General features: G+C 65.9%; 23 protein-coding genes. 16 read left to right on the top strand and 7 right to left on the bottom strand.

Features of this window, described 5'->3' with window-relative positions; translation table 11 throughout:
- Positions 1 to 98: 98 nt before the first annotated feature.
- From KTR40_RS04130 to KTR40_RS04165, 8 genes are all read left to right on the top strand, one after another.
- The gene (locus KTR40_RS04130; protein WP_228405343.1) at positions 99 to 1,112 is read left to right on the top strand and encodes a LacI family DNA-binding transcriptional regulator; all 1,014 of its coding nucleotides are present in this window, start codon (positions 99 to 101) and stop codon (positions 1,110 to 1,112) included.
- 155 nt (positions 1,113 to 1,267) lie between these two features.
- Positions 1,268 to 2,263 (top strand): substrate-binding domain-containing protein, encoded by a 996-nt coding sequence (locus KTR40_RS04135; protein ID WP_228405344.1) that lies wholly within the window; start codon positions 1,268 to 1,270, stop codon positions 2,261 to 2,263.
- 52 nt (positions 2,264 to 2,315) lie between these two features.
- On the top strand, positions 2,316 to 3,365 hold the full coding sequence (locus KTR40_RS04140; RefSeq protein ID WP_228405345.1) for an ABC transporter permease: 1,050 nt from the start codon (positions 2,316 to 2,318) through the stop codon (positions 3,363 to 3,365).
- 12 nt (positions 3,366 to 3,377) lie between these two features.
- Positions 3,378 to 4,313: an ATP-binding cassette domain-containing protein gene (locus KTR40_RS04145; protein ID WP_228405346.1), complete on the top strand. Its 936-nt coding sequence runs from the start codon at positions 3,378 to 3,380 to the stop codon at positions 4,311 to 4,313.
- A 95-nt stretch (positions 4,314 to 4,408) separates the two neighbouring features.
- On the top strand, positions 4,409 to 5,404 hold the full coding sequence (locus KTR40_RS04150) for a Gfo/Idh/MocA family oxidoreductase (RefSeq protein ID WP_228405347.1): 996 nt from the start codon (positions 4,409 to 4,411) through the stop codon (positions 5,402 to 5,404).
- Between the two features lie 115 nt (positions 5,405 to 5,519).
- Positions 5,520 to 6,614, top strand: coding sequence for a Gfo/Idh/MocA family oxidoreductase (locus KTR40_RS04155; RefSeq protein WP_228405348.1), 1,095 nt, complete (start codon positions 5,520 to 5,522; stop codon positions 6,612 to 6,614).
- Complete coding sequence (locus tag KTR40_RS04160) at positions 6,614 to 7,399, top strand: TIM barrel protein (RefSeq protein WP_228405349.1); 786 nt, start codon at positions 6,614 to 6,616, stop codon at positions 7,397 to 7,399. The genes KTR40_RS04155 and KTR40_RS04160 overlap by 1 nt, the downstream gene beginning before the upstream one ends.
- Complete coding sequence (locus tag KTR40_RS04165) at positions 7,396 to 8,439, top strand: Gfo/Idh/MocA family oxidoreductase (protein WP_228405350.1); 1,044 nt, start codon at positions 7,396 to 7,398, stop codon at positions 8,437 to 8,439. The genes KTR40_RS04160 and KTR40_RS04165 overlap by 4 nt, the downstream gene beginning before the upstream one ends.
- A gap of 14 nt (positions 8,440 to 8,453) precedes the next feature.
- On the opposite strand, the gene KTR40_RS04170 is transcribed toward KTR40_RS04165, so the two are convergent.
- On the bottom strand, positions 8,454 to 8,903 hold the full coding sequence (locus KTR40_RS04170; protein ID WP_139028187.1) for a MarR family winged helix-turn-helix transcriptional regulator: 450 nt from the start codon (positions 8,901 to 8,903) through the stop codon (positions 8,454 to 8,456).
- Between the two features lie 139 nt (positions 8,904 to 9,042).
- On the opposite strand from KTR40_RS04170, the gene KTR40_RS04175 reads away from it, so the two are divergent.
- Positions 9,043 to 10,254: an MFS transporter gene (locus KTR40_RS04175; protein WP_228405351.1), complete on the top strand. Its 1,212-nt coding sequence runs from the start codon at positions 9,043 to 9,045 to the stop codon at positions 10,252 to 10,254.
- 112 nt (positions 10,255 to 10,366) lie between these two features.
- On the opposite strand, the gene iolB is transcribed toward KTR40_RS04175, so the two are convergent.
- Both iolB and KTR40_RS04185 read right to left on the bottom strand, forming a co-directional pair.
- Positions 10,367 to 11,260: a 5-deoxy-glucuronate isomerase gene (gene iolB, locus KTR40_RS04180; RefSeq protein ID WP_139028189.1), complete on the bottom strand. Its 894-nt coding sequence runs from the start codon at positions 11,258 to 11,260 to the stop codon at positions 10,367 to 10,369.
- A 17-nt stretch (positions 11,261 to 11,277) separates the two neighbouring features.
- Entirely contained in the window at positions 11,278 to 12,018 is a 741-nt protein-coding gene (locus KTR40_RS04185) for a GntR family transcriptional regulator (protein ID WP_228405352.1), read from the bottom strand.
- Between the two features lie 202 nt (positions 12,019 to 12,220).
- Between KTR40_RS04185 and KTR40_RS04190 the strand changes: the two genes are divergently transcribed.
- On the top strand, positions 12,221 to 13,378 hold the full coding sequence (locus KTR40_RS04190; RefSeq protein ID WP_228405353.1) for an LOG family protein: 1,158 nt from the start codon (positions 12,221 to 12,223) through the stop codon (positions 13,376 to 13,378).
- A 28-nt stretch (positions 13,379 to 13,406) separates the two neighbouring features.
- On the opposite strand, the gene KTR40_RS04195 is transcribed toward KTR40_RS04190, so the two are convergent.
- Together KTR40_RS04195 and KTR40_RS04200 are read right to left on the bottom strand one after the other, a co-directional pair.
- Positions 13,407 to 14,351, bottom strand: coding sequence for a matrixin family metalloprotease (locus KTR40_RS04195; RefSeq protein ID WP_228405354.1), 945 nt, complete (start codon positions 14,349 to 14,351; stop codon positions 13,407 to 13,409).
- A gap of 27 nt (positions 14,352 to 14,378) precedes the next feature.
- On the bottom strand, positions 14,379 to 15,569 hold the full coding sequence (locus KTR40_RS04200; RefSeq protein ID WP_228405355.1) for a VIT1/CCC1 transporter family protein: 1,191 nt from the start codon (positions 15,567 to 15,569) through the stop codon (positions 14,379 to 14,381).
- A 255-nt stretch (positions 15,570 to 15,824) separates the two neighbouring features.
- On the opposite strand from KTR40_RS04200, the gene KTR40_RS04205 reads away from it, so the two are divergent.
- Positions 15,825 to 16,058, top strand: a complete 234-nt coding sequence (locus tag KTR40_RS04205; RefSeq protein ID WP_139028193.1) for a hypothetical protein — start codon at positions 15,825 to 15,827, stop codon at positions 16,056 to 16,058.
- A 103-nt stretch (positions 16,059 to 16,161) separates the two neighbouring features.
- On the opposite strand, the gene KTR40_RS04210 is transcribed toward KTR40_RS04205, so the two are convergent.
- Positions 16,162 to 17,679 (bottom strand): sodium:solute symporter, encoded by a 1,518-nt coding sequence (locus KTR40_RS04210; protein WP_228405356.1) that lies wholly within the window; start codon positions 17,677 to 17,679, stop codon positions 16,162 to 16,164.
- A 260-nt stretch (positions 17,680 to 17,939) separates the two neighbouring features.
- Between KTR40_RS04210 and KTR40_RS04215 the strand changes: the two genes are divergently transcribed.
- Positions 17,940 to 18,515 carry a helix-turn-helix domain-containing protein gene (locus KTR40_RS04215; protein ID WP_139028195.1) on the top strand — a complete coding sequence of 192 codons (576 nt, stop codon included), beginning with the start codon at positions 17,940 to 17,942 and terminating at the stop codon, positions 18,513 to 18,515.
- A gap of 130 nt (positions 18,516 to 18,645) precedes the next feature.
- Here KTR40_RS04215 and KTR40_RS04220 read toward each other — a convergent pair whose 3' ends face one another.
- Entirely contained in the window at positions 18,646 to 19,473 is an 828-nt protein-coding gene (locus KTR40_RS04220; protein ID WP_228405357.1) for a type IV toxin-antitoxin system AbiEi family antitoxin domain-containing protein, read from the bottom strand.
- Between the two features lie 304 nt (positions 19,474 to 19,777).
- Between KTR40_RS04220 and speB the strand changes: the two genes are divergently transcribed.
- From speB to KTR40_RS04240, 4 genes are all read left to right on the top strand, one after another.
- Complete coding sequence (speB, locus tag KTR40_RS04225; RefSeq protein ID WP_228405358.1) at positions 19,778 to 20,842, top strand: agmatinase; 1,065 nt, start codon at positions 19,778 to 19,780, stop codon at positions 20,840 to 20,842.
- 5 nt (positions 20,843 to 20,847) lie between these two features.
- Positions 20,848 to 22,557 (top strand): thiamine pyrophosphate-binding protein, encoded by a 1,710-nt coding sequence (locus tag KTR40_RS04230; protein ID WP_228405359.1) that lies wholly within the window; start codon positions 20,848 to 20,850, stop codon positions 22,555 to 22,557.
- A gap of 149 nt (positions 22,558 to 22,706) precedes the next feature.
- Positions 22,707 to 23,177: a MarR family winged helix-turn-helix transcriptional regulator gene (locus KTR40_RS04235; protein WP_228405360.1), complete on the top strand. Its 471-nt coding sequence runs from the start codon at positions 22,707 to 22,709 to the stop codon at positions 23,175 to 23,177.
- An 11-nt stretch (positions 23,178 to 23,188) separates the two neighbouring features.
- A complete protein-coding gene (locus tag KTR40_RS04240) occupies positions 23,189 to 24,808 on the top strand; it encodes an MFS transporter (RefSeq protein ID WP_228405361.1) in 1,620 nt (539 codons plus the stop codon).
- The last annotated feature ends 125 nt before the right edge of the window (positions 24,809 to 24,933 follow it).

Below are 24,933 nucleotides of genomic sequence, written 5' to 3' on the forward strand. Positions count from 1 at the left end.
CGCTACAATTTTTACGCTGGCCTTGAGCGTAGCTATGTCTATTTGTCCTGTCAATGATCGGCCGGGATATTCTCAACCCAGAGATGAAAGGCTTTTTCATGACGCATGATCGCTCCAGAACCCGGCGCCCCACCATCTATGACGTGGCAAAGCAGGCGGGCGTCTCGCCCTCGCTGGTTTCGCTGGTGCTGCAGAATCCCGTGCGGGTAAGCGAGAAGCGGCGCGACGCTGTGCAAGCGGCAATTACGGAACTTGGCTACCGCCCCAGCCGGGCAGCCACGGCCCTCGCCAGCAGTCGGACGAAGAGCATAGGCCTCGTGATCGACGACTACCGGAACCTGTGGTTCGTGGACCTGCTGCGGGGCATGGAGTCCGTGCTGACGGAGGAAGGCTACCGGGTGATGCTGGCTGACTCCCGGCCCGGCGAGAACCGGATCAGCGAAGCCGTGGACGGCCTGCTTGCCATGCATGTTGACGGTTTGGTGATTGCGGCTGAGCCCAGCGCGTCAATGCTCGCCGGCGCAGGTGTGCCCACGGTGGTGGCAGGGTGGCGGAACGGCGTGCCTGTCGGCGCGGACCTGATCACCAATGACGACGACGGCGGCGGCGCCATGGCTGCCGACCACCTCCTGGGTCTCGGCCACACCAGGATTGGGCACCTGTCGGGGTTCGGCGGCGCCGCCGCCCACCGCCGCGCCGGTTTTGCCGGCCGCCTCCGGGAGGCGGGCGCGGATATGCACGTCGTTGGGGAGGCGGGGGGTACGTCGGAGGAGGATGGGTACGCGTCGGCCTGCTGGCTGCTGGACCACCATCCGGACACAACGGCTATTTTCGCTGCCAACGACACCATGGCGCTGGGTGCCTTCGGAGCCATCAAGGCGCGCGGCTTGGCCGTCCCGTCCCAAATTTCCGTGATCGGATATGACAACTCAACCCTCGCCAAGTCCCGCTATCTGGAGTTGACCTCGGTGGACAACCGAAGCGACCTTGTGGGCAAGGACGCGGCTAAGGTGCTGCTCGCGCGGATAGAAAGCGGTGCCCCAAGCTCAGGGCGGACCCTTATTGCGCCGACATTGGTTGTCCGGGGAACCACTGGTCCGCTACCCGACTGAGGGTGCAAGGAGGCCGAGCGTCCAGGTTTGGTCTAAACATCCTAATGTCAGGACAAAGTATTGACATTCGTGAAATAGATCACCATGATCGAGGTAGGCAGTGCCCCGGAGGTTGCAAAATGGCAGCGCGGGACCTGAGATCAAAGGAGATTATGGTGGCTAATTTTTCTTGGCGTAAAGCGGCTCTGGTGACAGCAGTAGTTCCAATGCTGGCCTTAAGCGCATGTTCAAGCGGTGGTGGACGGACCCCCGAGACTGGCACAGGAGGCGGTGGTGGCCAGGTTGCCACCACCGAGCGGATGAAAATAGCACTGATTGCGCACGCCCCCGCTGGTGACACCTTCTGGGATACCGTCCGTAAGGGCGCAGAAGAAGCTGCAGCAAAGGACAATGTCGAACTGCTCTACACGTCAGATCCTGAGGCCGGCCGTCAGGCGCAGCTGATCGAGCAGGCGGTGGACCAGAAGGTGGACGGGATCGCGGTAACGCTGGCCACTCCCGACGCACTGAAGAGTGCCCTCAAGAAGGCCTCTGATGCGGGAATCCCGATCGTCAGCTTTAATGCCGGCGAAGCGGCTTCTGCCCAGCTCGGGGCGTTCACCCACTTCGGCTCGAATGAGAAGCTCGCCGGGGAAGCAGTGGGTTCCAAACTGGCCGAGGGCGGCTACAAGCACCCGGTCTGCGTCATCCAGGCGCAGGGGCACGTGGGGCTCGAGGCCCGGTGCGCCGGTGTGAAGGCCAAAGTGCCCGGCACCGAAATCCTGTATGTCAACGGTGCAGACATGACGTCTGTTGAATCGACGGCGACCGCAAAGCTCCAGGCTTCCGCGGATGCTGACGTCATCATCGGCCTCGGCGCGCCCATCACGCTGACGCTCATGAAGTCAGTGTCTACGGCCGGAAGCTCGGCCAAGGTTGCCAGCTTCGACCTGAACAAGGAACTCGCGCAGAAGGTTGCTGATGGCAGCGTACTGTTCACCGTGGACCAGCAGCCTTGGCTGCAGGGCTACGGCGCAGTGGATGCGCTGTGGCAGAACAAGCGGGGCGGCTTCAAGCTCGGTGGCGGACAGTCCGTCCTCACCGGTCCGGCAATCGTCGACAAGTCCAATGCAACCGAAGTCCTGAAGTTCGCCGAACAGGGAATCCGCTAACAGCCCGCTTGCCGGGCCGGCCAGCGCCGGCCCGGCAGCAAGGAGAAACATCATGACCATCACCCAGACCAAGATTGCATCACCGGCGACCGATGAGCGCGTCGCCAAGCGCAGTCCCTTGCAGAAGCTCCTCGGCCGGCCTGAAGTCGGTGCCCTGGTGGGCGCAATTGTCCTTTTTGTCTTCTTCGCGTTGGTGTCCCCGACGTTCACCCAGCCCAATGCGCTGGCGACCATTCTTTATGGCAGCTCCACAATCGGAATTATGGCCGTAGGGGTGTCGCTGCTGATGATCGGCGGAGAGTTTGATCTTTCCACTGGTGTCGCCGTGATTTCATCGGCGCTGACGGCGTCGATGTTCAGCTGGTACTTCAGCACGAATGTCTGGGTAGGGGTCCTCCTGGCTTTGCTGGTGTCCCTCGGTATCGGCTTCATCAACGGCTGGATCCTGATGAAGACCAAGCTGCCAAGCTTTATCGTCACCCTCGCAACCTTCCTGATGCTGACCGGCCTGAACCTCGGCCTCACGCGTCTGATTGGTGGTTCCGTCTCATCGCCGTCAATCTCCAACATGGATGGTTTCGATACCGCCCGCGGTGTCTTCGCCTCCGCGGTGAACATCGCCGGCATTGAAGTAAAAATCACGGTCTTCATCTGGATTGCACTCGTCGCCGTAGCCACCTGGGTGCTGATGCGGACCCGGGTTGGGAACTGGATCTTCGCCGTCGGAGGTGACGAGAACGCGGCCCGCGCGGTGGGTGTGCCGGTCAAGGCCACCAAGATCGGCCTGTTTATGGGCGTGGGATTCTGTGGCTGGGTCCTCGGCATGCATAACCTCTTCGCCTTCGATACCGTGCAGTCCGGTGAAGGCGTGGGCAACGAGTTCCTCTACATCATCGCCGCGGTGATCGGAGGCTGCCTCCTGACCGGTGGTTACGGTTCTGCGATCGGCGGTGCTATTGGAGCCTTCATCTTCGGCATGGCCAACAAGGGCATCGTCTATGCGCAGTGGAACCCTGACTGGTTCAAGTTCTTCCTGGGCCTGATGCTGCTCCTGGCCACCATCGTCAACCTCATCGTCAAGCGCCGCGCAGAACTGAAGTAAGGGGCCGGAAAAATGAACGCACATGAAATAGACCAGCAAACGCTGCTCCAGAACGAACGGGACCCCCTAACCCATACCCCAGTCCACCTGCTCTCCCTCGAGGGCGTGGGCAAGCATTACGGCAACATCATTGCCCTGAGCGACGTCACCATGGCCGTGGACAACGGCCGGGTCACCTGCGTCCTTGGCGACAACGGTGCAGGCAAGTCCACTCTGATCAAGATCATCGCAGGCCTGCACCAGCATGACGCAGGGGTGTTGAACATCATGGGCGAGGAACGGACGTTCTCTTCCCCCCGTGATGCTTTGGATGCAGGCATTGCCACCGTGTACCAGGACCTCGCGGTGGTGCCCCTGATGCCGATTTGGCGCAACTTCTTCCTCGGCTCGGAACTGACCAGCGGGTTCGGCCCGTTCAAGAGCATGGACGTCGAGAAGATGAAGGCCATCACGCTCAAGGAACTGGCCGAGATGGGCATCGACCTCCGCGACGTGGAACAGCCCATCGGGCAGCTCTCGGGCGGTGAGCGGCAGTGTGTCGCCATCGCGCGGGCTGTTTACTTCGGCGCCAAGGTCCTCATTTTGGACGAGCCGACGGCGGCGCTCGGCGTGAAGCAGTCAGGCGTCGTTTTGCGCTATATCCTCCAGGCCCGTGACCGCGGCCTCGGGGTCATCTTCATCACCCACAATCCGCATCACGCTTTCCCAGTGGGCGACCGGTTCCTCCTGCTCAAACGCGGCAAGTCGATCGGCTACTACGACAAAAAAGACATCACCCTGGACGAGCTCACCGCTCAGATGGCCGGTGGCGCCGAACTCGCAGAGCTCGCCCATGAGCTCGAGCAGCTCGGCGGCCACAGCGACGTCGTCAAGGAAGTGCAGGCCGAGGTCGCGGACGTGACCCACACGTCAGAAGCACCAAAGGAAAGCAGCCCCCGGCACGCCTAGCAGGGACGGGCATGGGGGCCTGCCGGAAATAACCGGACAGGCCCCCAATCGCCATGCCAAGGCGCAAAAGGAACCACAAGCAGACGGGAAACATCATGACCATCCGGGTTGGCGTCATCGGCGCCGGTGTCATGGGTGCAGACCATATCAGGAACCTCTCCACCACCATCAGCGGCGCCGAAGTCACCTATGTGGCAGACCTCGACGCCGGGCGTGCAGCGGCGGCCGCGCCTCCGGCGGCCCGGACCACCACCGACCCGTCGGAGTTGATCAACTCCAGTGAGGTGGACGCCGTCGTTATTGCTTCCCACGATTCCACCCACGCCGGGCTGGTGTTGGAATGCTTTGAAGCGATGATGCCCGTGCTCTGCGAGAAGCCCCTGGCCCCTACGCTCCTCGAGAGCCTCGAGGTGGTGGAGGCTGAGGCGGACATCTTTGCAGCAACTGGTGCCAAGCTGCTGTCAATGGGTTTCATGAGGCGCTTCGACCCGGGCTACGTGGCTCTGCGCCAGTCAGTGCAGGACCGGGTCCAGGGCGAGCCGCTGATAGTCCACTGCACCAGCCGCAACGCCTCGGCGGGTCCCGGCACCACAGCCGAATCCGCCATCACCAATTCCGCCATCCACGAACTGGACATCGTCCCCTGGCTGCTGGACTCGCCCATCGCGGAAGTCTCGTGGCAGGCGGGCCGGAGTTCCCGCTACGCCGGCGGAGGCCTCCAGGACCCGGCGTTCATGCTGTTCCGCCTGGCAGATGGAACCCTGGCCACCCTGGAGTTGTTCCTCAATGCACAGTACGGCTACACAACCGCGTGTGAGGTTGTGTCGGAGCGGGGCACCACCGCCCTGCCGGAACCGGCGGACCTGCCCGTGCGGGAGGAAGGCCAACGGCGCTCACGGATTCCCGCTGACTGGCGTCCCCGCTTCGCCGACGCCTACCGGCTCGAGCTGCAGGCATGGATCTCCTCGCTCGAACTCGGTGAACCGGCCACGCTTGCCACGGGAGAGGACGGTTTGCGGGCATCCCAGGTTGCCCAGGCAATGATCCGGTCGCTGCACAGCGAAGATGCCTTCACGAAGGTCATCTACTGATGGCGCCTGCACGCCTGCACGCCTGCCCGCGGCACGCGTGCCCGACTCCAATCTCCCGGTGAAGGCAATTCGCCCGCCTGACCCATTCCTGTAAGTACACCGAAAGGACGAGCCCTTGGCTTACATCACCCAGAACCCCACGGCGGGCCCAGTACCGGTACGGATCGGTCTTATCGGCTCAGGCTGGATGGGTGCGTTCCATGCCGAAAGCATTGCCCGCCGCGTCCCCAGCGCTGACCTGGCCGCCATCGCCGACCCCAACCTCGAGTCCGCGCAGAACCTTGCCCTGGAGCTGGGTACTGCCAAGGTGACGGCCAGCGCTGATGACATCTTGGCCGATCCGGAGATTGACGCCGTGATCATCGCCAGCCCTGCACGGTTCCACTCGTCACTCATCGCGCAGGCGGCCGCCGCCGGGAAGCACGTTTTCTGCGAGAAGCCCGCCGGCCAGACCCTCGCTGAACTCGACGCCGCGCTCGCCGCCGTGGACGAGGCGGGCATCCTGTTCCAGATCGGATTCAACCGCCGGTACGCCGATGACTTCAAGGCAGCGAAGAAGGACCTCGCCGCCGGAACCGCAGGAACCCCGCAGCTCCTGCGCTCGCTGACCCGCGACCCCGGGACCGGAAGCATCCCCAACGCGGCCAGGGTCCCGGCCTGGACAATCTTCCTTGAAACCTTGATCCATGACTTCGACACCCTCAACTGGTTCAACGAGGGGGCCGAAGCCGTGGAGGTCTACGCCGTGGCCGATGCGCTCGTGGAGCCGTCCCTGCGCGACCAGGGGTTCCTGGACACCGCCGTGGTGACCATCCGGTACAGCAACGGCGCCGTGGCGGTGGCCGAAGCAAACTTCAGTGCACTCTACGGGTACGACGTCCGTGGCGAAGTCTTCGGCTCCAAAGGCATGGTGCAGGCCGGCCGGTCCACCGAAACGGCGGCCCGGCGCTACACCGCAGAAGGACTTTCGGCGGATACACCGCGCCTCAACGTGGAGCTGTTCCGCCAGGCCTACACGGACGAACTCGCCGACTTCGCCGCGGCCGTGCGGGCAAAGCGCGACGGCGTGCCGTCGCCGTCGCCGTCGCCCGATTTCACGCTGACGCCCGGCGCCGCCGATGCCCGCCGTGCCCTGGCTATGGCCCTGGCCTGCATCGAATCGGTCAAACGCGGGGCCCCCGTCATCGTCAGCGAGAAGGCAGCCCTCTGATGCGCCTGGCCGTCTGCGCCGAGATGGTCTTTTTGGACCTGCCGTTCCTGGAACGGGTGCGCAGGATCCATGAGGCGGGATTCGACGTCGAACTCTGGGATTCCCGGACCAAGGACGTCCGGGCACTGAAAGCTACCGGGGCCGTCTTCTCCTCCATGACCGGCTACACGTCCGGCAGCCTGGTGGACCCGGACACGGCCGACGACGTGGTGCGGTCAGCTGAAGCGCTGATCCCCACCGCCGTCGAGCTCGGCGTCAGCCGCATGGTGGTGCACCCGGCTGAACTGGTGGACGGCCGCGCCGCCCGCCCGGCATACCGCTCCACCGGCCGCATGTGGGCAACGGGCGCGCGCACCCTGCAGCGGCTGGGCGCCCTGGGCGAAAAGCACGGCGTGACGTTCTGCTTGGAGAACCTGAACACAATCGTCGACCATCCCGGCATTCCGCTGGCACGCGCCAAGGACACCCTCGCACTGGTGGAGGCCGCGGGGCACCCGAACGCCAAACTGATGCTGGATCTCTACCACGCCCAACTGGGGGAGGGGAACCTCATCGAACTGGTGAGGTCGGCAATGCACTACATCGGTGAAATCCAGGTGGCGGACGTTCCCGGACGCTGCGAGCCGGGCACCGGGGAAATCAACTACGCGGCTGTGGCCCGGGCCCTGGCCGAGGCCGGCTATGAGGGCACAGTAGGCATGGAGGCGTGGGCGAAGGATGACAGCAACGCAGCCCTCGACGCCTTCCGGACCGCTTTTACCGTCTATGCAGAGGAAAAATCATGAAGAATGTAGCGCTTGGCTTGGTCGGCGTAGGCCGGATCGGCGTCATGCACGCCCAGAACATCGCCGCCCTCAACGAGGTGTTGAATCCGAAGGGAATTAACGTGACCCTCCGCCTCACGGACGTGGCTGAAGAGCATGCCCGGAACGTTGCCGCGGGCCTCGGCGCCGAGTACCTTTCTTCCGTGGATGCACTGCTCGCCTCCCGCATTGACGGCCTGGTGGTGGCCACGGGCACCGCGACCCATCCCGAGCTGATCAAGGCGGGAGTGGACGCTGGCATCCCGGTCTTCTGCGAAAAGCCGGTGGCCATGAACGTTGCGGACGCCCTGCCGGTCCTGGACTACATCCGGGACAACAACGGCGTGGTCCAGATCGGCCACCAGCGGCGTTTCGATGCCGGATACCTTGAGGCACGGCGGGCGTACCAGGCCGGCGAGCTTGGATGGATCCACTCCCTGCGCGCGGTCACCTGCGACATGGCTCCGCCGCCCGTGGAGTTCCTGGCAACCTCCGGTGGACTCTTCCGGGACTGCTCGGTCCACGACTTCGACATCCTGCGCTGGCTGACGGGCCGCGAGATCGTCGAGGTCTACGCCAAGGGCTCCAACAACGGTGACCCGGCAATCGGCGAAGCAGGGGACGTGGATACGGCCCTGGCGCTGGTGACGTTCGACGACGGGACGGTAGGCACGGTTTCGGCCACGCGGTACAACGGGGCGGGCCATGACGTGCGCCTGGAAATCCAGGGGTCCAGCCGGTCGCTGACGGTGGGCCTGGACGAAAAGACCGCCATGGCCTCGGCCGAACCCGGCGTCGTTTTCCCTTCGGGTGAGCCGCACAGGACCTTCGCCGAGCGTTTCGACCAGGCATACCGTTCCGAAATGGCCGCCTTCGTTGAGCTTGTCCTGGGCGAGCGGGACAACCCGTGCACGCCCGAGGACGCTGTGGCCGCCTCCCGGGTGGCAGACGCCGCCCAGGAGTCCCTGGCCAGCGGCCTCCCGGTGTGGGTGGCAGGAGCTACGGCCAGCCAAATGTCCTGAGCGACCTTGACGGGTCAGGAAACTGCGTGCAGCTTGGGTAGCGCGTCCACCAGGGGGGCCAGCTCAGGGATGTCCTGCGCCGCCCCCAGCGCACGTTCGAGGGTGGCGTCGTGCACCGGCCTCGCTTCCTCAAGGAGGCTGAGGCCTGTGGGCGTCAGCTCCGTATAGATTCCCCGGCGGTCGTCAGCGCACAGGATGCGTGTCAGCAGGCCCCTGTCCTCCAGCCGGTTGACCAGCCGGGTGGTGGCACTGGGGCTCAAAGCAGAAGCGCGGGCCAGCTGCTGCATCCGCATGTGCCAGCCGTCCTGCCTGCTCAGGGCATCCAGGACCGTGTATTCCACGACCGATAGCTTGTACCGGGACTGGAGGGAGCGCTCCAATTCCGTCTCGATGAGGCCGTGGAGGGCCGCAAGCGTGCGCCAGCCTTGCGCGCGGACCTCAACGGCGTCGTCCTTAATGCCCATGGTGGTACTCCTCACCCAGATAGTTGCTTGCGCGGTATATTTGCGTGTGCAACAATAAATCCCGCGCCTGCAACTAGTTTACGCGCAATCCTGCGCACACCAACATGCGCGTCCCCACACAACACGGAGGAGTACCGGCATGCCTGTCGGATTGATAGCACTGGCCCTTGGAGGCTTTGGAATTGGACTTACGGAGTTTGTGATCATGGGCCTGCTGCCCGAGGTGGCAGCGGACTTCGGTGTCACCGAAGCGGAAGCGGGCTGGCTCATTTCCGGCTACGCGCTGGCGGTGGTGGTGGGCGCCCTGGGCCTCACCGCGGCCGTCACCCGTTTCCAGCGGAAGCCGGTGCTGGCGGCGCTGCTGGTCCTGTTCATCGCAGGCAACCTGCTGTCGGCCACCGCAGCCGACTACTGGCCCATGATGGCAGGCCGGGTTGTCGCGGCGCTGGCCCACGGCGCCTTCTTCGGCATCGGCTCGGTGGTGGCGGCAGGCATGGTTGCCCCTGCGAAGAAGGCGGGCGCCATCGCGCTGATGTTTACCGGCCTGACGGCGGCCAACGTCCTGGGTGTGCCGCTCGGCACCCTCCTGGGCCAGGCTGCGGGCTGGCGTGCCACCTTCTGGGCCATCACCATCATCGGTTTCCTGGCGCTCGCCGGGATCCTGGCGCTCGTCCCCAAGGCAGCCGGAGCGCGGGGCGAAACCGGAGGGCTGCGCGGCGAACTGCGGGCCTTCCGCTCCGGGCAGGTATGGCTTTCGATTGTGGTGACCATCCTCGGTTTCGGGGGCATGTTCGGCGCCTTCACCTACATCGCCTACACCCTCACCGAAGTGTCCGGTTTCGCTGCCGGCACGGTGCCCTGGCTCCTGATCCTTTTCGGCCTGGGGCTCTTCGCGGGCAACACGCTCGGCGGAAAAGCGGCTGACCGGAACCTGGACCGCACCCTGCTGGTGGTTCTCGCGGCCCTTACCGCCATCCTCGTCGTCTTTGCCCTCACGGCCACCAGCCAGGTGCTCACTGTGGCCTCACTGGTACTTATGGGCGGCTTCGGTTTCGCCACCGTACCCGGCCTACAGATGCGGGTGATGAACTACGCCAGCAGCGCCCCCACCCTGGCCTCCGGTGCAAACATCGGGGCGTTCAATGTGGGCAACGCACTGGGCGCGTGGCTTGGCGGCGTCACCATTACTGCAGGGCTCGGCTACACCTCGCCCATCTGGGCAGGAGCGGGCATTACAGTGCTGGGCCTGGCGGTCATGGCTTTCGCAGCGGCTGGCGCCAGGCGCAGCAAGACACCGGCGGGAGTCCTGGAAGCGGCGCCGTCGGACGTCGAAGACGCCCTCAAAGTGTGAGTCGCCCTCAAAGTGTGAGTCTTCGTCCAGATGTGCAGGGCTGGATGGCTGACGACTCCACCCTGCCATCGGGGGAGGGGGTGCCGGACGGCGTCCAGGGCCCGCGCGGCGTTCAGGCGCCGAACGGCAGCCGGGGGTCGATGTCCTGTCCGTCCCACGTCTGGCGCACCCAGCCGTGGTGCGGATCGTCGCTGATGAGCCACTCGCGAACCGGTCCCGGGCCGGCCATGACGTTCAGGTAGTACAGGTCATAGCCCGGGGCCGCCATGGCGGGGCCGTGCCAGCCGTAAGGCACCAGGACAACATCGCCCGTACGCACCTCGGCGGACACGTCGATGGGGCGCTCATCGGAGGCGTACACGCGCTGGTAGCCCATGGCATCGGCGTCGGCCGGGGCTGCGGAACTGGCAGCCACCTGCGTTTCGAAGTAGTAGATCTCCTCCAGCTGCGTCTCGCCGTCCTTTTCCTCGTCGTGCTTGTGAGGGGGATAGGAGGACCAGTTGCCGGCGGGAGTGAGTACTTCACAGACGATGAACCTGTCGGCCTCCAGCGCGGCGGGCGTCCCGAAGTTGTGGACCTGGCGGGAGCAGTTGCCCGCCCCGCGGAGTTCCACGGGGGTCTCGACGGCGGTCACCAGGCGGGTGGGGTACGAATCCTTCGCCGGTGCTGTGGCAATCGCCACGCGACCGCCGTCGGCCGAGCTGATGGTGACCTCCCGGCCCGCGCCGGAGTAGAGGACGTCGCTGGGGCCGTGGAACACGGAGGCACGGCCCGCCAGCTGGTATTCCGTGCCGTCCACGGTGACGGTGAACGAGCCGTTGAGCGGGACCACAATGCGTTCCTCTGCCGCGGCGGGAAGGACGACGTCGGCCCTTGCGGCCAGGGTGGCCACCTTCAGTCCGGTGTGTGCCCACCCCTCCACGGAGAGGGAGGAATCGGACGTCCCGATCGAAACATCCCACTTGCCGTCGGCGGCTGTGCCCAGGGGATAGACCCAGTTGGTCATGCAGTTGGCTCCTTGAACTAGCGCTGTACGAGTGTCATTTCAAAGCTGTAGGAATCCGCGCGGTACACATGGTGGCCGGTTTCAACCCGGCGGCCGGTGTCGTCCACTGCGGTGCGTTCCATGGTGACGAGGGCGGATCCCTGCTCGGCGTCGAGCATGCCGGCCTGGTATTCGTTAGCGGTCATTGCCCCGATCCGCTGGGTGGCCAACCGGAAGTTGACGCCCCCGCGGCGCAGGATTGCGTAGAGCCCCTCGGCGGACAGCATCGCCTCGTCCATCTCCGTGATGTCGTCGCGGACCCAGTTCTCCATCAGGGCCAGGGGCTTGCCCCCCACTTTCCGCAGCCGGGTGAAGTGGTAGACCTTTGAACCGGCCGGGAGCTGCAGCGTGGACAGGGTGGCCTCGTCCGCCTCAATGTGGGAGAAGCTCAGGACCTCGGTGGTGGGTTTCTTGCCGTTGTTGGTGAGGTCGTCATAGAGGCTGGAGAGCTCCAGCGGGCGCCGGACCTGGCTTGACACCACCTGGGTTCCCACGCCGCGTTTCCGCACCAGCAGCCCGGACCGGACCAGTTCGTCCATGGCCTTCCGCATGGTGGGGCGCGAGAGGTTCAGCTGGGCGGCAAGGTCGATTTCGTTGTCGAGCCGGCTGCCCGGTTCCAGCACGCCACTGTAGATGGCCGCTTCTATGCCCTGGACCACCTGGTGGTACAGGGGCACGGGGGAGGAGCGGTCGATACTGAGACCCAGGTTGTTTGCCACGGTACGTTCCTTTCTGCGGCTTCAGCCCGATCGGGAGCCAAACGCAGTACGGCAACTTTGCCGCTATATGTTCGCTTGATAGGACATACTTCCTTTTGATCGTAGCAGGCACCGGCCCGGCAGGCCAAGGTCTCCGAGGGCCAGTCCATTCCGGAGCTCCGGACAGGCAGAATCCGGCCCCGCTTTGCTTTAGGTTTAGACCGTGAACCTCTCCGGAAACCTGGGCCCCCACCCGCACAACCTCGAAGTCCAGGACCTGGAAAGCTTCGACCGGTTGGTCAGCGCAGGTGCCCTGGACATGCACGGCTGGCACGCACAGTCCCTGGACCTGCGGGGGAGGACCGCTGCGCTGGAGGGCATGCACGTGGAGGGGGCCATCTTCCTCGGCTGCACGTTCGACGACGGCACCGAGGACCTCCTCCGGCAACGGGGAGCGTTGATCTTTCCGCGGCTGGAGGCGGTACCTTTCAACCCCTACCGCGCCACCCTCTATTCACCGCAGGAGCTTTACGCGGGGCTGCCGCACTCCCCGTACGAGCAGCTCCCGGATGCCCGGATCTACCAGTGGAGCATCCACGACGGCCAGCGGCACCGGCTGGATGCCACCCTCGCCTCGGCGCTGCACGACCACGCCATCGGCGACGCCCTGGACGAGCTGACCCGGGCAGCGCCGTGGCGGGACCGGGCCATGGTGGGAGTGATGGGCGGGCACGCGGCGCAGCGCGGCAGCACGGACTTTGCCCAGGCCGCGCTGCTGGGCCGGCTGCTTGCGCGGGACGGTCGCGTGGTGGCCACCGGCGGAGGGCCGGGGGCCATGGAGGCGGCCAACCTGGGCGCGTACCTCAGCGAGGCGTCCGACGGCGAGGTGCGGGCGGCGCTGGACACGCTCGCCGCCGTCCCCGGCTTCCGTCCCTCGGTGTCCGCGTGGGCGCGCGCCGCTGCCGCCGTCGTCGAACGCTTTCCCGGCGGGACGCCGTCGCTCGGCATTCCCACGTGGTTCTACGGGCACGAGCCGCCCAATTACTTCGCCACGCACATCGCCAAATACTTTGCCAACGCCATCAGGGAAGCCATCCTGCTGGAACTGTGCAAGGGAGGCATCGTCTTCCTTCCCGGCGCCGCGGGCACGGTGCAGGAAATTTTCCAGGACGCCTGCGAGAACTACTACGGCGCGCGGGAAAAGGTCACGCCCATGGTGCTGGTGGGCAGGGACCACTGGGAACACCAGTACCCCGCCTGGCCCATGCTCCGCAGCCTGGCAGCCGGCCGGCCGATGGAAGAACACATATTCCTGGTGGATTCCGTGCAGGATGCGGTGGAGGTGCTGCAAAGCCAGTTGGGCCCAGGGCAGGCCCCCTGAAACCTGGCAGGTATGCCGGCCCGGCCGGTCAGAGGTCCTTGCGGCACTGGGCCTTGCCCAGCTCAAACAGCCCGTTGAGGTCTCCGGCGGACAACCCCTCCGGCGTGCCGATCTCCGGGTACATCAGCTGCGTGGGGTCCTCCACATGGTCAAGTCCCATGACATGGCTGAGCTCATGCAGGATCACGGCGCGTGCGTAAAGGTGGCCATCGGGGTTCAGGAGTTCGTCGGCGATCTGCGGTGAGTCCAGGTCCAGGCCGCCTGTGACGAAGGCCTTGGGGCCGTCGTCGTAATTGAAATGGGTGCTGCCCCCGGTGCCGATCACCTTGCCCCTGAGCTGCGGAGCCACCTCCGGTGTTGTCCAGGCGATGAGCAGCGGCGCCCAGCGCTCGCCGTAGGCCTCCGGCTGGTACGGCGGCCGTTGGGGTGAGGGCAGTTCACGGGTGGTTCCTTCGTAGGTGAACTGGATGCCGGTGGCGGCCGAGATGGTAGTGATGGCCTCCGCAATGAGCTGCTGTGCGCCGGCAGGGGCCAGCTCATCATTGACTACATAGTGCAGCGGCCTGCAGGGGGAATACCCCACCGGGCTGCCGTCCCCGTTGACTGCCAGGAAACGGTAGGAATCGCTGCCCGGCGGCGGCGGGTTGGCCGCTCCCAGGGGAGCCTCCGACTCCTCGAATCCGGGAGGCGGCGTTTTGGTCCGGCCCTCGGCCGGCGGTGCCTGGCCTGCGTGCCCTGTGGGGCCAGCGCCCTGCCGGCCTTCCGGCTCCCCCGACGTTCCGCCTGGCGGGCCGGTTCCCGGGCCGATGCGGACATCCAGGAATCCCTTGACCCGCGGATCGCTGACCGCCACGGCCGCACCGAACACGGCAGCCGTGGTCAGCGCGGCGATGACCAGGAGCCTGCCAATACCGCGTGCGCCCCGGCGGACCCTGGACCGCGCATGGCGGGACCCCGCGCCGTGGTCCTCCACTAGCGCGCGCCCATTAGCAGGCCACCGCTAGCCCACCACGGTGCCGAAGACGAGCCCCAGCAGGTAGGTGACTGCCGCCGCGCCCAGGCCAATGGCCAGCTGGCGGATCCCGCGCGTCAGGGGTGACGTGCCGGACAGCAGGCCAACGGTGGCGCCTGTGACCAGCAGGGCGAGGCCTACCAGGACGCCCGCCACCACCAGTGCAGGCACGCCGGTCAGGCCGAACACAAACGGCAGGATGGGAACAATTGCCCCGGACGCGAAGAAGCAGAAGCTGGAGAGGGCCGCGCCCCATGCGGTGCCAACAGCCTCGTGCTGGTCATCGACGTCGGGCAGTTCCGGCTGCAGCGAAAGGCTGGGGTCGCAGTCACAGGGCAACAGGCCGGTGCGCTCGGCCACCCGGTGCTCCGCCGCTTCCTGGGTCATGCCCCTGGCAAGGTATACCAGGAGCAGTTCGTTGTGCTCGAGGTCCAGCTTGGGAGCCGCCACCAGGGTGACCTGTGTGGGCCGGGTTGCCGCCAGCAGTTCCCGCTGGGAACGGACGGAAATGAACTCGCCGGCCCCCATGGACATGGCACCGGCCAGGAGGCCGGCGATGCCGCTGAGCAGCACCACGCTGCTGGCCACGCCGGAAGCGGCCATGCCCATCACCAGGGACAGGTTGCTGACCAGTCCGTCATTGGCGCCGAACACCGCCGCGCGGAAAGTTCCCGCCAGGCGGTTGCGTCCCCGTGTGGCCAGCCCGCGGACCACTTCCTCGTGGATCTGTTCATCAGCGGCCATGGCGTCCGTGGCGTTGGGATCCTTGGCGTAGGGGGAGCGGCCTTCGGCGCGCTGGGCCAGCGCCAGCACGAACACGGAGCCGAAATGCCGGGCCAGGAAACCGAGCAGCCGGCTGCGGAGTGACGCCCGCCGGGGCTTGCCCGCACGGTCTCCCAGCAGGCCCAGCCAGTGTGCTTCGTGGCGGCCTTCGGCCTCGGCCAGGGCCAGGAGGATGTCGCGTTCTTCGCCCTGCCGGTTTTGCGCGAGGTCCCGGTAGACGGCGGCTTCGGCGCGCTCGTCTGCGAGGTATTGCCGCCATCGCTTGATGTCCGACGGCGACGGCTGGGGCTGCTGGTCCGGTGCGGATGCTTCCGGTGCAGCTGCTTCGGGTGCAGCGGGAAGGGGCGACGACGCCTGGGGCGTGGCGTTGCGGTTGTTCTGGGCGTGCGGAGACACGGACACTCCTGGGCTGGATGGGGCATGGTTCGGCCCCATTGCAGTGCCAGCTTACTGCGAAAATCCGCGGATTTTTGGCAGGTATTCCTCCCTAGGGGGTTTCGGTCCGCCGTAATCCAGGGCAGGCCCTGAGGGTGACTCCGGCCGGTTATTTGCGCTATTGACCCGTATGCCGGGCGGTGCTGTGATGAAAGTGTGGCGCAGCCAGCGCCCTCACTGAAAGAGCACGTCAGGCGAACAAACGGAGGTTCAATCATGAGCACCACCGGACAGCACCCGGACATGCCGCACCTGGATGCCGTAGAGGCGGACCCCGCCTATGACTACGCAGAGGATGCACCGGTAGTTGAGGACGACTGGGACACCGAGGACGAATACCTGGACGAAGAGGAGCCGGTAGTCCAGCCGCCTCCTGTCGTCATCGACGCCGAGGACCGCCCGGTCCCGCTGGAGGACCCGGACGAGGTCCGCGAAGCCGAGCAGGACTGACGACGGCGGCACCTCCTTCGCTGTAACGCGGGAGGAGGTGCCGCCGTCGTGCTTTGCCGTGGAACCTTCCGCCGGGCCTGGCGGGCCTGCCTGATTTAGCGGATTAGCCGACGGCGGCCGGAGCCGGCACCTCTTCGTTGTCCTGCCCGGCAACCCGGCGCTGCCAGTTGCGCATGACCTGCGGGTCGGTGGGCCTGGTCAGCAGGGACACCGCAATGTAGGCCACGGCGGAGGTCAGGAGGCCGTAGTAGATGGGCTCGTTGGCGTAGATGCCGTCCAGCGGCGCCTTGGCGTTGACTTCCAGGATGATCATGGTGCCCAGGGTCACCACGGATCCCACCGCCATGGAAACCGCGGCGGCCAGGCCTGTCCCGCGCTTCCATACCAGGCCGCCGAGGATTGCCACCAGGAGGCCGCCAACCAGGATGTCGTAGGCGATGGTCAGGGCTGCCACCACGTCCTTGGTGATGATGGCGATGACGATGGCCACGATGCCCAGGGCGAGGACCCAGGCGCGGTTGGCTTTGACGTCGTGCTCCGGGTTGTCCGTGTCTTCGGTGTTGATGGTCTTGCCGAACCAGCTGGCAACAAAGGGCAGGACGTCTGCACGGGCAACGGTGGCCGCGGCGATAAGGGCGCCGGAGGCTGTGGACATCATGGCGGCCACGGCTGCCGCGAGGACCAGCCCGCCGATGCCGACGGGGAGCAGGGTCTGGGCAACTTCGGCGTAGACGTCATCCTTGGCTGCGATCTCGATGTTGGCCAGGGCAACGCTGGCGGCCATGCCGATCAGGGCGCCGGCCACGCCGTAGAGGATGCAGTAGATGCCTGCAGTGGCACCGCCCCACCGTGCCACTGCCGGGGTCTTGGCCGTGAAGACGCGCTGCCAGATGTCCTGGCCGATCAGCAGGCCAAGGGTGTAGACCACGAAGTAGGTGATGATCGTCTGGAGCCCGATGCCGTCAATCTGGAAGAAGCTTTCGTCCACGCGGCTGCGGATGCCGTCCAGGCCGCCGGCGGCGCTCAGGGTGAAGGGGAGCATGAGGAAGAAGATGCCCACTGTCTTGATGACGAACTGCACCTGGTCGGCCAGGGTGATGGACCACATGCCGCCCACCGTGGAGTAAACCAGCACGATTGCTCCGCCGACCGCGATGGCAAGCGCCCTGTCCCAGTCGAAGAGGACCACGAAGATGGTGGCGTAGGCGCCGGTGGACGTGGCGCACAGCATCAGGGTGTACGCGAGCATCACGATCCCCGAGGCTTCGGTGGCCCGGCTGCCGTAGCGCAAAGTGAGCATCTGCGAGACGGTGTAGATCTTCAGTTTCTGGATGGTGCCGGCGAACAGGAGGCTGAGCAGCAGGACGCCTGCGCCGATGGCCACCACCAGCCACATGCCGGAGATGCCGAACTTGTAGCCCAGCCCCACGCCACCGACGGTTGAGGCGCCGCCAAGGACGACGGCGGCCATGGTGCCTGTGTAGAGGAAGGGGCCGAGGCGCCGGCCGGCTACCAGGAAGTCGCTGTTGTTCTTGGTGCGGGACTTGCCCCACCAGCCAAAAGCCAGCATCGCCAGCAGATACACCACCACGATTGCGATGTTGATGACATTTACGTCCATGTTGGCTCCTTGGAGCGTGTTGGCAGCGGGCCCGGTCCGGGTGCCGGGGAAGCCGGGCAACCGCTGCGGAAATGGGGGAAGGTTCTCGGTTATTGCTATATAGGCAACAACTGTTGTCCAAAGCTAGGCTGTGACCGTGGTAACAGTCAAGGGAGGTTTACGGTCCCCGGGCCACGCCTGCAATGACGCGTCACAGTAGGGGTGGCCCATTAGGATTGCTCCAGAGCGGAGCCGGGCGGCCGGCCATGAAAGGTTCGTAGATGAAGGCACTGCCAGTTGAGCCGAGCAACGTTCCGGTAGCCATCGGTTCCAGGATCCGTGCGGCCCGGCAGTCCCAGCGGCTCACCATAGAGCAGGTGGCCGATGCCACGGGCCTCACCAAGGGGTTCCTTAGCCGCGTGGAGCGGGACCTGACGTCGCCGTCTGTCGCCTCGCTCGTGACGCTGTGCCAGGTGTTGTCCATTTCAATCGGCGATCTGTTCGCGGCCCCCGAGACGCACCTGACCAAACGCAACGAGGGGCCAAGGATCTCCCTCGGCGGCGAAGGCATCGTGGAGCGGCTCCTCACCGCCCGTTCGGAGCGGCGCATCCAGATCATCCAGGCCTCGATCGACCCGCGCGGCCGCGGCGAGTCCGAGCTCTACGCCGTGGACTGCGACGTTGACGTGCTCCACGTGATCAAGGGCAGCATCCGGCTGATCCTCACCAATGAGGAATACGACCTCAATGCCGGAGACACGGTGACCTTCCCGGGCCGTGAACCGCACACCTGGGTCAACCCCACGGACAAGCCGGTCGAGGTGCTGTGGGTCCTGGTTCCCGCTGCCAGCCGGTAACTCCTGCCCAACCGCGTGCGTTCCTTCCCGGTTACTCACGGCGGCACGTTGTTGCAGCCGCCCGTTCTGTGGGAACTCGTCCCGCCCAACGGCTGTTGTCCAACAGTAACTGGGCTGGAGCGCATGCAAATCAGTGAGCTGTGAAGTGCCGGGCCGCCAACACGGTCCTAATTTCCGCCATGACCTGGTCCGGGCTGAACCACACGTGCTCGGGCATGTAGCGCAGGACGGAATACCCGTTGACGGTGGAGGTGTTGTTGCGGTTCCGGTCGCGGAGCATGTCCTCGCGTTTGGAATGGAACGCGAAGCCGTCGATCTCCACGATGAGGAAGCCATCCAGCAGGAAGTCCACCCGGCCAATCCCGGGCAGGAAGACCTGCGCCTCGTAGTCGATCCCGTTACTCCGGAACAGGTGCTGCGCATCGACCTCGACGATGGATTCGGCGCGCACGTCGAGTTCCCGCAGTACGCGGAGTGCTGTGCCGGAACGGTCTGCCCGCAGGTGGTGCACCAGCAGTTCCGGGGATACGCCATGCAGCCGGATTGCCGACGTCGCCATCGCGGTGGATGCTGGCGGCGGGAGGCAGCCCAAGGCATGCAGGGCTACGTCTTCCACTGCGGCTACCGGTGCGAACGGATGCCCCTCGAACCTGACTGTGCGGTGGCGGACAAAGCCGCTGCCGTGGCCATGGTTGCAGGCCAGGTGGAGCCGTGAAGGTGGCTGTCTCAGCCAGAGCCCATAGTGGGCGGCGGCGCTGGCGCAGCTGAGCCGGCCGTTGTGCCGGATTGCCGCCTGGTAATCCTCATCGCAGCCCGGGAGGGCGAAGACCCCGCGCCTGGGCTGGCTGGCTCCGGACTCCCTGAGCCGTAGCAGGTCACGGCGCGAGAAGCCAGCGTGGAGGAGTTGGGCCGATCGCGCAACTCCGCCGGCCTTCTGCAGATACTCAAGAATGTCCACATCGCCATCTGATCGCCGCAATTGCCGCAGGGGAATCGGATGCCCGCCCTATGTGGACACTCCTCCCCGACCGTGTGTGCATTCCATCCCAGTTACCTGCCGTGCACCGGGTTCCTGCTGACGCGGAGTGCCGGAATCCTGCGGTTGAGGTGGGAGGGCCCCAGTGGCGCCGGGAGTAACTGGGCAGGAACGCACGGGTCTGCTGTGCCACCGAGTGGGAGGTAAACAGATGATGCTCTGTGGAAAACAAGCTGTATGATGGCAATCACAACAGTCCCTCAACTCCTCGAAGGAGAGGCCTCCAGTGGAAGAGCTGCGCATCGAAGCCAACGGCAACCTTGGCCCCATCGATTCATCCCGGATCCCGCGCTACGCGGGTGCTGCCACATATGCCCGCCTGCCGCGGCTGGACCAGGTGGCCAAAGCTGATGTCACCGTGGTGGGCGTGCCGTTCGATTCGGGCGTCTCCTACCGCCCGGGTGCCCGCTTCGGGTCCAACCACGTCCGCGAAGCCAGCCGGCTGCTGCGCCCTTACAACCCGGCATGGGATGTCAGCCCGTTCGAGAACATCCAGGTTGCCGACGCCGGGGACATGGCGGTCAACCCGTTCAACATCCATGAGGCGATTGAAACCATCCAGCAGAACGCGCTGGACCTCACCGCAGGCGGCAGCAAGCTGGTAACCCTGGGCGGGGACCACACCATCGCCCTGCCGCTTCTCCGCGCAGCGGCTGAGCGGGCGGGAGCGCCGGTCGCCATGCTCCACTTCGACGCACACCTTGACACCTGGGACACCTACTTCGGCGCCGAATACACCCACGGCACGCCGTTCCGCCGCGCCGTCGAGGAAGGCATCCTCGACACCGAGGCCATCAGCCACATCGGCACCCGCGGCCCCCTCTACGGCAAAAAGGACCTCGACGACGACCATCGCTTCGGGTTCGGCATCGTCACCTCGGCGGACGTCTACTACCAGGGCGTCCTGGAAACTGTGGCCAAGGTCCGGGACCGGATCGGCAACCGTCCGCTGTACATCTCCGTGGACATTGACGTCCTGGACCCGGCCCATGCCCCCGGCACCGGCACTCCCGAGGCCGGCGGCATCACCAGCCGCGAGCTGCTGGAAATTATCCGCGGCTTCCGCGGCATGAACCTGGTGGGCGCCGACGTCGTGGAGGTCGCTCCCGCTTACGACCACGCCGAGATCACCGGCGTCGCCGCAAGCCACGTTGCCTACGAACTGGTCACGCTGATGGCGGACAATGCCGTAGAAGGGGACCGCTTCGGCGCGGCAACAGGCTACGCCGCCCAGGCCCTCGGCCAGGAGGCCCGCCGCCCGGCAGGCTTCGCGCCGGCAGGCAAGGAGTAACGGAGATGGCCGATCACGATCCGGATCAGGCAGCTGTGCCCGCAGGGAATGGTCCACGTACCGGCACCCGCAACGGCGGGGACCTCGTCGTCGAGACACTCGAAGCGCTGGGCGCAAAAACCGTCTTCGGCATCCCCGGCCAGCACGCCCTGGGACTCTTCGACGCGATGGGCCGGGGCAACCTGCAGTTCGTTTCCTCGCGGGTGGAGAACAACTCCGCCTTCGCCGCAGACGGGTACTCACGGGCAACGGGTGAAGTGGGCGTCCTGTTCCTCTCCACCGGTCCCGGTGCACTGACGTCCCTGGCTGGGCTGCAGGAGGCCTATGCCACCGGCGTGCCGATGGTGGTGGTGGCGAGCCAGATTCCGCTCGACGGCTTGGGCGCCCGGCGCAAGGGCATGCTGCACCAGCTCGATGACCAGAAGGCCTCGGCCGCGAACGTCACCAAGAGTCAGCGCCTGATCCAGCATGCCTCCGGCATTCCGTCCGCAATCCAGGACGCCTGGACCGAGGCGATCTCCTCGCCCCAGGGGCCGGTGTGGCTTGAGATCCCCCAGAACGTCCTGCTGGATCCGATCATGGTCCCGCCGGTGGAGGATGCGCTCGCGGAAGCGGCGGACAACCCGCCGCGTGTGGAACTGGTCCGCGAAGCCGTGAAGTGGCTCCAGGCTGCGGAACGCCCGGCCATCATTGCCGGCGGCGGCACCCGCCGGGGCCGGGCGGAGAAGCCCTTGCTGTCCATCGCGGAGAAGCTCCGTGCCCCGGTGATCTGCACGCCGGGCGGCAACGGCGCGTTCCCGTGGAACCATGAGCTCTCGCTGCAATCCTGGATCGAGGACCGCTACATGACGGACCTGCTCGAGGACGCCGACGTGCTGGTGGTGATCGGCTCGTCCCTGGGCGAGGTCACGTCCAACTACTTCACCTTCGAACCGCGCGGCAGGATCATCCAGATCGACGCCGAACCCCGGGTCCTGGAATCCAACCGGCCCGGGCTGGGCATCCGCGCTGACGCCGGCCAGGCGCTGGCTGCCCTGGACGAGGCGCTGGAGGTGGGGCCCGCGCATGCCACGCCCAGCTGGCACGGCACCGCTCCGGAGGACCTGGTCAAGGAAACCCTGGCGAAGGTCCGGGCCCGCCTGGAATCCCAGGACCTCGCCAAGGAGATGAAGTTCATGGCAGACATCCGGGAAGCAGTCCCGGCGGACATGCAGACCTTCTGGGACATGACCATCGCCGCATACTGGGGCTGGAGCTGCTGGGACGCCCGGGAGGGCCAGTTCCACTCCGCCCAGGGCGCCGGCGGCCTGGGCTACGGCTTCCCGGCGGCGATCGGCGCGGCCGTAGGGCTGGAAACAGTCGGCAAGCCGGGCCGGGTGCTCGCGGTCTCGGGCGACGGCTCGTCCATGTACTCCATCTCCGAACTTGCCACAGCGAAGCAGCACAACGTGCCGGTCACCTGGCTCATTGTGGACGACGGCGGCTACGGCATCCTGCGCGAATACATGGTGGGCGCCTTCGGCAAGGCAACGGCCACCGAACTGGCCCGCCCGGACTTCGTCAAACTCGCTGAGGCCTTCGGCGTGCCGGCCACCAAAGTGGCCCCCGAGGACGTGGGGAAGGCGCTAAAGGCGGGCTTCGCTGCGGACGGGCCCAACGTCGTCGTGGTGGAAACACTCCTGAAGATGTTCGCCCCAACCCACCTCCCTCGATAACGCCCGAACCCAACCGAATACGCAGTGAAGGGTCCCGGCATCCACAGGATGCCGGGACCCTTCGTCATCTCCGCCCACGCTTTAGTTTCCCAAAGCAACCAAATAGATATATAGTTGCTTCAGGCAAACAAATAAGGAGGCCTGAACCCATGGCAGTAGCACCGGACACGGCGGCCGATCTCGTCTACCAGATTTTCGATCTCCAGCGCGCGGTGCGGTGCATTGCCGCCGCCGGCGTGCGCGGGCAGGAAACCGGAGTGGCGCTCCAGGGCGTCCTGCGGTTCGTGGGGGAGGGGGAGTCCCGCGCCACGAGCCTGGCCGAACGGCTGGGAGTTAGCGCGCCGGTCCTCAGCCGCCACATCGCGGACCTGGAAGAGCACGGCCTGGTGGTCCGCAGGCAGGATCCCGACGACGGCCGGGCGCAGCTGGTTGCCCTCACGCCCCTCGGAGCGGACAAACTCCGGAGCATCGAGGAGCAGCGGACGGCAGTCCTGCAGGGCTACCTGCGGGACTGGAGCGAGGAGGACGCCGGCAACACGGCGAAAACCCTCCACAAGCTCACCGAATCACTCAGGAAATCAGCCCGGGCAACGGCGGCCGGCACTATCACCACCCCCTAGGAGCAAAACCTATGGCAACCACAGCCGCCCCGGCCACCACGCCGAGTTCACCCGCTGCACCGCCCGAAATGTCCCACCGCCAGATCATGGAAGCCCTCACCGGGCTCCTGGCTGCCTTCTTCACGGCGATCCTCAGCAGCACGATCGTGGCCAACGCCTTGCCCACTATCATGTCCGACCTGCACGGAACCCAGACCGACTTCGCCTGGGTGATCACCGCCGCTCTGCTGGCCAACGCGGCCACCACCCCCATCTGGGGGAAACTGGCCGACCTCTTTAACAAGAAGGTCCTGGTGCAGCTCACCATCATCATCTTCGTTGCAGGCTCCGTCATGGCCGGCCTGTCCGAAACCATCCCGCTGCTGCTTGGCGCGCGGGTCATCCAGGGCGTGGCCATGGGCGGCCTCACGGCGCTTGCCCAGGCCATCATCGGCACCATGATCCCGCCCCGGAACCGGGGCAAATACTCCGGCTACATGGGCGCGGTCATGGCAGTTGGCACCGCCGGAGGACCGCTGCTGGGCGGCTTCATCGTGGACAGCCCGCTCGGCTGGCGCTGGACCTTCTTTGTCTGCGTGCCGCTCGCCGTCGTCGCCCTGATCCTGCTGCAGGTCACCCTCAAAATCAGCCACATCCGGCGGCCCGCCAAGATCGACTGGCTGGGCTCCATCCTGCTGACCTCCGGTGTGAGCCTCTTGCTGATCTGGGTCTCCTTCGCCGGCAACCCCGCCTACTACGACTGGATCTCCTGGCAGTCCGCCCTCATGGTGGGCGGCGGAATCCTCCTGCTGGCCCTCCTGGTCCTGGTGGAATCCAAGGTGGAGCAGCCCATCATCCCGCTCAAGATCATCTCCGAACGCACCACGGCGCTGGCCATCCTCGCCTCCGTGGCCGTGGGCATCGCGATGTTCGGTTCCTCAACCTTCCTGGGGCAGTACTTCCAGGTGGCCCGAGGCGCCACCCCCACCGAGGCCGGACTCCTGACCCTGCCCATGATCGCTGGCAACCTGGCGGGCTCGGTGGCCTCCGGCCTGCTGATCAGCCGCACCGGAAAGTGGAAGGGCTACCTGATCGCGGGATCCATCCTGCTGATCGGCGGGCTGGGACTGGCAGGCACCATGGACCACACCACCGAGCTCTGGCAGGCCGGCGTCTTCACCGCCATTCTGGGCCTTGGGCTGGGCATGCTGATGCAGAACCTCGTGCTGGCGGTGCAGAACACCGTCCGGGCTGCGGACATTGGAACGGCCAGCGCCTCGGTGGCGTTCTTCCGGTCCGTGGGCGGCGCCATTGGCGTCTCCGTGCTGGGCGCCGTCCTGGCCAACAGGGTCAGCGAACTGGCCACCCAGGGCATGGCGGCGGCCGGCATTCCGGTCCAGGGCGGCGCGGCAGGCTCCAGCATGGACCTGGCCCACATGCCGGAACCGGTCCGCGAGATAATGCGGGCCGCCTACGGCGACGCCACCGCGGAAGTGTTCCTGATCTCCGCCGCCGTGGGTGTCGTGGCCCTGGTGTCCGTGCTGTTCATCAAGGAAAAGCCGCTGCGGCGCACAGTTGACATCCAGCCGGCGTCCGAGCAGGCGCGCCAGCAGGAAAGCACGACGGCGGAGCCCGCCCCGGCGGGCAGGTGACGGGCGGAAGCACTCCCGGCGGATGATCTTTCGCGGGGCCGGTTTCACCGCGGGGAGGAGTTTCGTAGAGTTGGAAAGCTACGGATGTCAGCCCCGGCTGCTACTACTTAAGCCTCGTGCTTTTA

Source organism: Pseudarthrobacter sp. L1SW, assembly GCF_020809045.1.
Taxonomy (GTDB): Bacteria; Actinomycetota; Actinomycetes; order Actinomycetales; family Micrococcaceae; genus Arthrobacter.

Excerpts from the sequence above, each read along its gene's own strand:
- KTR40_RS04130 (WP_228405343.1), top strand. The coding sequence starts at position 99 with ATGACGCATGATCGCTCCAGAACCCGGCGCCCCACCATCTATGACGTG.
- KTR40_RS04140 (WP_228405345.1), top strand. The coding sequence starts at position 2,316 with ATGACCATCACCCAGACCAAGATTGCATCACCGGCGACCGATGAGCGC.
- KTR40_RS04145 (WP_228405346.1), top strand. The coding sequence starts at position 3,378 with ATGAACGCACATGAAATAGACCAGCAAACGCTGCTCCAGAACGAACGG.
- KTR40_RS04150 (WP_228405347.1), top strand. The coding sequence starts at position 4,409 with ATGACCATCCGGGTTGGCGTCATCGGCGCCGGTGTCATGGGTGCAGAC.
- KTR40_RS04160 (WP_228405349.1), top strand. The coding sequence starts at position 6,614 with ATGCGCCTGGCCGTCTGCGCCGAGATGGTCTTTTTGGACCTGCCGTTC.
- KTR40_RS04165 (WP_228405350.1), top strand. The coding sequence starts at position 7,396 with ATGAAGAATGTAGCGCTTGGCTTGGTCGGCGTAGGCCGGATCGGCGTC.
- KTR40_RS04170 (WP_139028187.1), bottom strand. The coding sequence starts at position 8,903 with ATGGGCATTAAGGACGACGCCGTTGAGGTCCGCGCGCAAGGCTGGCGC.
- KTR40_RS04175 (WP_228405351.1), top strand. The coding sequence starts at position 9,043 with ATGCCTGTCGGATTGATAGCACTGGCCCTTGGAGGCTTTGGAATTGGA.
- iolB (WP_139028189.1), bottom strand. The coding sequence starts at position 11,260 with ATGACCAACTGGGTCTATCCCCTGGGCACAGCCGCCGACGGCAAGTGG.
- KTR40_RS04205 (WP_139028193.1), top strand. The coding sequence starts at position 15,825 with ATGAGCACCACCGGACAGCACCCGGACATGCCGCACCTGGATGCCGTA.
- KTR40_RS04210 (WP_228405356.1), bottom strand. The coding sequence starts at position 17,679 with ATGGACGTAAATGTCATCAACATCGCAATCGTGGTGGTGTATCTGCTG.
- KTR40_RS04215 (WP_139028195.1), top strand. The coding sequence starts at position 17,940 with ATGAAGGCACTGCCAGTTGAGCCGAGCAACGTTCCGGTAGCCATCGGT.
- KTR40_RS04230 (WP_228405359.1), top strand. The coding sequence starts at position 20,848 with ATGGCCGATCACGATCCGGATCAGGCAGCTGTGCCCGCAGGGAATGGT.
- KTR40_RS04235 (WP_228405360.1), top strand. The coding sequence starts at position 22,707 with ATGGCAGTAGCACCGGACACGGCGGCCGATCTCGTCTACCAGATTTTC.
- KTR40_RS04240 (WP_228405361.1), top strand. The coding sequence starts at position 23,189 with ATGGCAACCACAGCCGCCCCGGCCACCACGCCGAGTTCACCCGCTGCA.